The following is a 6,411-nucleotide window of genomic DNA, read 5'->3' on the forward strand; positions in this document are numbered from 1 at the left end:
CCAGCCGTGGCTGGCGCGCCTGGATTGCATCGCTTCAGGTCATGACCCCGCGCGACAAGCTCGTTGCGATCTTCGTCAGGCTGCTCTGGGCGATCTGCTACGTTCTGGCCTTCGCCTTGGGAAGCATCGGCTTCTTCCTTGTCTTCGAATGGTCGCCACTGGTCCGCGAAACCGTCGTCGTCTACCTGTTCGCCGTGGTCATCTTCCGGCTTGCGCGCGTGACTTTCGACTTCCTGCTTGCGCCCTCCGGATCGGTCGGCCCGGGAAACGCCGCGCGCTTCCGGGTCGTTCCGGTCAGCGATGAGGCGGCGGCGCATTGGGCGAGGCGGCTCGGATACATCGTCGGCTGGTACGCCTTCGGCGCCGTCACGGTCCACCTTCTGACCACGCTGGGCTTTTCTGACAATTGCCGCCAGGTTGCGGCCTACGCACTTGGGTTCATTCTTCTCATCCTCGGCCTCGAAGCCGTGTGGAACAGGCCGGCGTCTTACGCGGTGGAGCCGACGGGACGCTTCACGCGCATCGGCATTCGCACGCGCACCTGGCTCTGGACGGTATATTCCATTTCGCTGTGGCTCCTCTGGGTGGCTGGAATGATGAAGCCGTTCTGGATCGCCGTCGTTGCAGCCGCACTGCCAGGTGCAATCGCCCTGACGCGGGCCTCCATCGACAACCTGCTCCAGACCAACATAATTGTCAGCGAGGCCGCAGAGGACGACGCGCCTGTCGATATTGTCGATGACAGTGACGTCCCCGTGACTGAAACCGGCAGCGGTTCCGAAGTCGTCGCCATCGTTCAGACCCGACCGAGTGTCGCGTCCGTCATGATCGAGCGGGGTATCCGGGCAGCACTCATCGTCGGAGCCATCGTTCTGGTGGCCAATGTGCTCGACATAAATCTGAGAGGCATTACCAGTCAGGATTCGGTGCCGCTTCGGTTGATGCGCGGGGCATTGAGCGCAGGCATCATCCTCTTGGTGATCGACCTGATCTGGAATGTCGTCAAGGTACTCATCGACAGCAAGCTGGTCGAGACGGAACTGGCCCACGAGGCCGGAAGCGACCGCGAACGCCGGCGCGCGCGCATCCGCACCCTGCTGCCCATCCTGAAAAACGTGCTGATGATCCTGTTCGTCGCGGTCGCCATCATGATGGCCCTGTCGGCGATGGGCATCGAGATCGCACCGTTGATTGCCGGGGCAGGGGTTGTCGGGGTCGCGATCGGCTTCGGTGCCCAGACGGTGGTGAAGGACATTATCAGCGGCATGTTCTACCTTCTCGACGATGCCTTCCGGGTCGGCGAGTACGTATCGAGCGGCAGCTACAAGGGAACGGTCGAATCGTTCAGCCTGCGATCCGTGAAGCTGCGCCATCATCGCGGAGCGGTCTACATCGTGCCGTTCAGTGAGCTCGGCGCCGTCCAGAACCTCAGCCGGGACTGGGTCGTCGAGAAGCTGACAATTACCGTCGGCTACGACACAGACGTGGACAAGGCGCGCAAGATCATCAAGAAAATCGGACAGGAACTGCTGGTCGATCCGGAACTCGCGCCGATAACCATCCAGCCGCTGAAGATGCAGGGCATCGACAGCATGGGGGATTCAGGCCTGATTCTACGCATGAAGTTCACCACCATCCCCGGCGAGCAATTCACCCTCAAGCGGCGCGCGCTGATGATGATCAACAGGGCGTTCCACGACGCCGGCATCAAGCCCGCCTTCCCGACGGTGCAGGTCGCGGGAGGCGAGCGAAACGCCGACGTTGCCGCCGCCGCCCAGCAGGCGCTGGCGAAACACAACGAGGCGATCGCCGCAGCGAACCTATGAGCACGAAATGGCAGGAGCGATACTGACCGGATCGAGGCCGCAGCAATTTAGCTGCCCTCGACTGCGGCGGATGGTGATGACGTTGACGACCTTTGCCGGCCATCGATGATCTCCGGTTTCAAGCCCTCTGAGCATCGGATCGCCAATGACGCCAAAACGGGACCCGGCATGATTGGATGCCCTCTTCGTGCCTGGCTTTGGGCCTCAATCAACAAGCGAGGTTGAGCGGTGATAATTTTCGCTCTTGCCCGAAATGGCCATAGGCAAACTATCCGCAGCAGCTTGGCGTCGTCGGCGCACAACAAGCCGCCGTATGAGCTTGCTCTGCCAGCCATCGATCACGTGGCTTGCAACTCGCGGCACGCGCGAGCAGTTCGACATGGATCGTGCCGTCCCTGATCGAAGGTGACGACGCGCAATAAAGCTGCATTGGCCGGACGCCGTCGCTGACCTCGAAGGTGAGCTTGGCGGATCCATCGAGCCGAACGTGCTCGGTCACTTTCTTGATGATGGCTGCAAACTTGCTCGCTGGCATGTGCGTGCGGCCTCCTTCCTCGACGTCCCAGAGTTGCACGAAAATCTCCGGCCAGGCTTCCGGGTTCGCGCCGCAGTCCAGCGCCGAGAACTGCCCGGCCTTGACTTCGGTCACATGGTAACCCGGTTTCACCGATCGCCCATCGTAGTGGAACACAAGGGGCAGGTGGGGAGATGCCGCCAGAGCCTCTAGCAGCAGACCAAGGCTAATATCTGAAGACATGGACTTGTCGATCGCATTCATTTGAGGTAATCCTTGTTTCAACATTTCAAGGATTATTGAATAATGGACCAACGTCAAGCCCTCGTGTCATTCGGAGCGCTCTCCCAGGAAACCCGTCTTCAGATCGTCCGCATGCTCGTTGTGGCCGGAACCGATGGCATGGCGGCAGGCTCGATTGCGGAAAAGCTCGGCGTATCACCATCCAACATATCTTTTCATCTGAAGGAACTGGACCGCGCCGGCCTCATAGCTCAGCAACGGGAATCGCGCTCGATCATCTACACCGCCAATTACGATGCGCTCGGCGGCCTTGTACGCTTTCTGATGGAAGACTGCTGCTCCGGCCATCCCGAGATTTGCGCGCCGGCAGTAGAGGTTGCCGCCTGCTGCACACTGGAAGGTTCAACTCCGCGGAGATTGGCTTAGCATGAACCTCGATCTTGCCGCTTGTTTGTTGACGGAAACCGCCGCTCCGTTCTTTGCGAAGCTCGGTTTCTACCCGATCGCCCACGATGAAGCGCCGGTGGCCATTCTGGCGACGCGGCAGGCGGCAAGCCTGTGTCCTGCCTCCGCCATCTTGATGGCGCGGAGGCTGCCGGAATGAGTGCCGAATTTCCGCTACCCCGACGGCTGGTCGCTGAAGCATTGGGCACACTTTTACTGGTCGCGACCGTGGTCGGATCAGGCATTATGGCCGAAAGGCTGACGAGTGATACGGCACTGGCGTTGCTGGGCAATACGTTGGCAACCGGGGCAATCCTGGTCGTTTTGATCACCATTCTGGGCCCGATTTCTGGTGCTCATTTCAATCCGGTCGTTTCACTGGTCTTCGCGCTTCGCCGCAAGCTATCGGCCTCCAGCTTTCCGGCCTATATCGCCGCACAGGTCGTCGGCGGCATCTGCGGCACGATGCTCGCACATGCCATGTTCGAACTGCCGCTGCTGCAGGTTTCGGAAACACCGCGCACCGGCGGTCCGCAATGGTTCGCGGAAGTCACTGCGACTTTCGGCCTGGTCTTCGTCATCCTCGCGGCGTTGCGGTTCCGCGCAGATGCCGTGGCAGGGTTGGTCGGCCTCTATATCACCGCGGCTTATTGGTTCACCGCTTCCACGTCGTTTGCAAATCCCGCCGTCGCCATCGCCCGATCGTTGACCCGCACTTTTTCAGGCATCCGCCCGATCGATGTGCCGGGTTTTGTCGTCGCCGAAGTCGTAGGTGCATTGCTGGCGATGATGCTGGCGGGGTGGTTGCTGATGGACGCCCGCAATACTCACATCCTCACCGAGAAGGAAACCGCCCCATGACTATGGACGTCACGATCTATCACAACCCCGCATGCGGGACCTCCCGCAACACGCTGGAACTGATCCGCAACGCCGGGATCGAGCCGGTTGTCATCGAGTATCTCAAGACGCCGCCTTCGCGCGCCGAACTGGTCAAGTTGATCGCCGACGCTGGTTTGACCGTCCGTCAGGCGATCCGGGAGAAAGGGACGCCTTTCGCCGAACTCGGGCTGGACGATCCGGCCCTCACCGACGACCAACTCATCGACGCGATGTTGAAGGACCCGATCCTCATCAACCGTCCGCTCGTCGTCTCTCCGATGGGGACGCGGCTCAGCAGGCCGTCGGAACTTGTCCTCGATATCCTCCCCGACACGCACAAGGGGCCGTTCGCGAAAGAAGACGGCGAGCAGGTCATCGATGCGGAGGGAAAGCGCCTTGCCTGATATGCCCGCTGCCGTTGCCGTACATCTTCGCATGCCCGATCTCGAAGCGCTCCGTCCGCCGATCTCGATGCACAGGCCGCGCATACTGATCCTGTACGGATCGCTCAGGGAGGTTTCCTACAGCCGCCTTCTCGCGCACGAATCCCGTCGCCTTCTCGAACATTTCGGATGCGAGGTCCGTGTCTTCGATCCGCGAGGATTGCCATTGCCCGACGGGTCACCCGTCGACCATCCCAAGGTGCAGGAGCTACGAGAGCTGTCCGCCTGGTCGGAAGGCCAGGTCTGGATAAGTCCTGAGCGCCACGGCGCGATGACCGGGATCATGAAGTCCCAGATCGACTGGATTCCGCTCTCGATCGGATCGGTGCGGCCGACGCAGGGGAAGACCTTGGCGGTCATGGAAGTATCCGGCGGCAGCCAGTCGTTCAACGCCGTGAACCAACTCCGGATACTCGGCCGGTGGATGCGGATGATCACGATTCCGAACCAGTCGTCAGTCGCCAGGGCCTATGAGCAGTTCGATGGCGACGGGCGGATGAAGCCGTCTTCGTACTACGACCGCGTGGTGGACGTCTGCGAGGAACTGGTGAAATTCACCCTGCTCACCCGGGGCGCCTCGGTTTACCTGACCGACCGCTACAGTGAGCGCAAGGAGCGCGCACCCGAACTCGAGAAGCGGACGGCTCTGAAATCCATATGAGCGACGACCGGTTGCCAATCGGAGCTATCCTTGGTCTCGGTGTTACGCAGATCATTGGATACGGCACCCTCTACTACTCGTTCTCGATCCTTGCGCCGGACATGGCGCGGGATTTCGGCCTGTCGGTCGAGTGGATGTTCGGCGCGCTGTCAGTGGCGCTCTTGATCGGCGGTCTTGTTTCGCCGTCGCTCGGCAGATGGATCGACCGGTTCGGTGCGGGGCGCGTCATGACGGGCGGATCGCTGGTGTCGGCACTGGCACTGGTCGCCTGCGCCCTGTCGCCTAATCGCCCGACATTCGTGGCGGCTCTGATCGTCGTCGAGGTGGCGGCGAACTTCGTCCAGTACGGCGCTGCCTTCGCGCTCCTCGTCCAGATCGCGCCGAACGTCGCCCAGAAAAGCATAACGTACCTCACCCTGATCGCCGGCTTCGCCTCGACGATCTTCTGGCCAGCCACCTCCGCGCTCCATGCCCTTATGTCGTGGCAGCAGGTCTATCTCGTGTTCGCCGGGCTGAACGCGCTCGTCTGCCTGCCGATCCATGTCCGGTTCGCCTTTTCGGGCGGAAAGGTGCGGCGGCGAGAAGGAACTGGGGAAACCAGCGGAGCCGCCGGATCCCTCCCGCCGCAGCGGCGGCGATCCGGATTCGTCTTCATGGTGGTCGGCTTCTCGTTGCAAGCCCTCGTGGGATCGGCCGTTCTCGTCCACATGGTGCCGCTATTATCCAGTCTGGGTCTCGGGGCCGCAGCAGCGTTGGTCGGCACACTCTTCGGCCCCGCGCAGGTCGGCAGCCGCCTGATCAACATGCTCCTCGGACGTGACATCCGACCGCTGACGCTGGCCGCGATCTCGGCGTCCCTGATGGCTCTTGCCGTTGCCCTCTTGACGGTCACTGCGCCATCCATGCTCGGAGCGATGGCGTTCGCCGTTCTTTTCGGATGTGGTAACGGCCTCTTCAGCATCGTAACGGGGACACTGCCGCTATCGCTGTTCGGAAGCGAAGGATACGGGCGTCTTCAGGGCAAGGTGATGGCGGCAAGGCTGATCGTGTCCGCGACAGCGCCTTTTGCGTTCGCGGTTGCCATGGTTGGCATTGGCGTAAGTTACTCGCTCATGCTCATCGCCTTTATTGGCATAGTCGGCGTCGTGGCATTTTTCGCAATAGACGAGGGCAAAGCGGGAGAGTGAGGAACATGACACGTCTGGAATGCTTTGGGGAATTCGAGTTGTCCTGCCCGCTTTGGGCATGAAGCACGGCACACAGAGCGGGATCCCCAGCCAGCAATTATGCGATCGAAAGCAGTATGGGAGAATCATGCTGCAACGGAAAGAGTCTAAAATCGACGATTAAGCCATCGTAATCTACGTCTTTTAACGGTGATGCGCTTTTGCTGAACGG

General features: G+C 61.0%; 7 protein-coding genes and 1 pseudogene. 7 read left to right on the forward strand and 1 reads right to left on the reverse strand.

Going from position 1 to position 6,411, the window contains the following annotated elements:
- Positions 1 to 1,826, forward strand: a 1,826-nt coding sequence (locus tag VL202_RS09105) for a mechanosensitive ion channel family protein (protein ID WP_325463809.1), incomplete at its 5' end; no start/stop codon positions are given.
- 268 nt (positions 1,827 to 2,094) lie between these two features.
- Here VL202_RS09105 and VL202_RS09110 read toward each other — a convergent pair.
- Positions 2,095 to 2,604, reverse strand: a complete 510-nt coding sequence (locus VL202_RS09110) for a DUF6428 family protein (protein ID WP_325463810.1) — start codon at positions 2,602 to 2,604, stop codon at positions 2,095 to 2,097.
- Positions 2,605 to 2,646: 42 nt separating this feature from the next.
- Between VL202_RS09110 and VL202_RS09115 the strand changes: the two genes are divergently transcribed.
- The 6 genes and pseudogenes from VL202_RS09115 to arsK all read left to right on the forward strand — a co-directional run bounded on the left by VL202_RS09115 (position 2,647) and on the right by arsK (position 6,200).
- The gene (locus VL202_RS09115) at positions 2,647 to 3,009 is read left to right on the forward strand and encodes a metalloregulator ArsR/SmtB family transcription factor (RefSeq protein ID WP_325463811.1); all 363 of its coding nucleotides are present in this window, start codon (positions 2,647 to 2,649) and stop codon (positions 3,007 to 3,009) included.
- 16 nt (positions 3,010 to 3,025) lie between these two features.
- Positions 3,026 to 3,187, forward strand: a pseudogene (locus tag VL202_RS09120) (GNAT family N-acetyltransferase); the annotation flags it as partial.
- Positions 3,184 to 3,888 carry an MIP/aquaporin family protein gene (locus tag VL202_RS09125; protein WP_325463812.1) on the forward strand — a complete coding sequence of 235 codons (705 nt, stop codon included), beginning with the start codon at positions 3,184 to 3,186 and terminating at the stop codon, positions 3,886 to 3,888. The pseudogene VL202_RS09120 and the gene VL202_RS09125, both read left to right, overlap by 4 nt.
- Positions 3,885 to 4,313 carry an arsenate reductase (glutaredoxin) gene (gene arsC, locus VL202_RS09130; protein ID WP_325463813.1) on the forward strand — a complete coding sequence of 143 codons (429 nt, stop codon included), beginning with the start codon at positions 3,885 to 3,887 and terminating at the stop codon, positions 4,311 to 4,313. Before VL202_RS09125 ends, arsC begins: the two co-directional genes overlap by 4 nt.
- Complete coding sequence (gene arsH / locus VL202_RS09135; protein WP_325463814.1) at positions 4,288 to 5,013, forward strand: arsenical resistance protein ArsH; 726 nt, start codon at positions 4,288 to 4,290, stop codon at positions 5,011 to 5,013. Before arsC ends, arsH begins: the two co-directional genes overlap by 26 nt.
- Positions 5,010 to 6,200 carry an arsenite efflux MFS transporter ArsK gene (gene arsK, locus VL202_RS09140; RefSeq protein WP_325463815.1) on the forward strand — a complete coding sequence of 397 codons (1,191 nt, stop codon included), beginning with the start codon at positions 5,010 to 5,012 and terminating at the stop codon, positions 6,198 to 6,200. The genes arsH and arsK overlap by 4 nt, the downstream gene beginning before the upstream one ends.
- The last annotated feature ends 211 nt before the right edge of the window (positions 6,201 to 6,411 follow it).

Origin of the sequence: Pararhizobium sp., assembly GCF_035497515.1 — a bacterium.
Lineage (GTDB): Bacteria > Pseudomonadota > Alphaproteobacteria > Rhizobiales > Rhizobiaceae > Pararhizobium.

Bases quoted from the DNA above. Each gene is read 5' to 3' on its own strand.
- VL202_RS09110 (WP_325463810.1), bottom strand. From the start codon at position 2,604: ATGAATGCGATCGACAAGTCCATGTCTTCAGATATTAGCCTTGGTCTG.
- VL202_RS09115 (WP_325463811.1), top strand. From the start codon at position 2,647: ATGGACCAACGTCAAGCCCTCGTGTCATTCGGAGCGCTCTCCCAGGAA.
- VL202_RS09125 (WP_325463812.1), top strand. From the start codon at position 3,184: ATGAGTGCCGAATTTCCGCTACCCCGACGGCTGGTCGCTGAAGCATTG.
- arsC (WP_325463813.1), top strand. From the start codon at position 3,885: ATGACTATGGACGTCACGATCTATCACAACCCCGCATGCGGGACCTCC.
- arsH (WP_325463814.1), top strand. From the start codon at position 4,288: ATGCGGAGGGAAAGCGCCTTGCCTGATATGCCCGCTGCCGTTGCCGTA.
- arsK (WP_325463815.1), top strand. From the start codon at position 5,010: ATGAGCGACGACCGGTTGCCAATCGGAGCTATCCTTGGTCTCGGTGTT.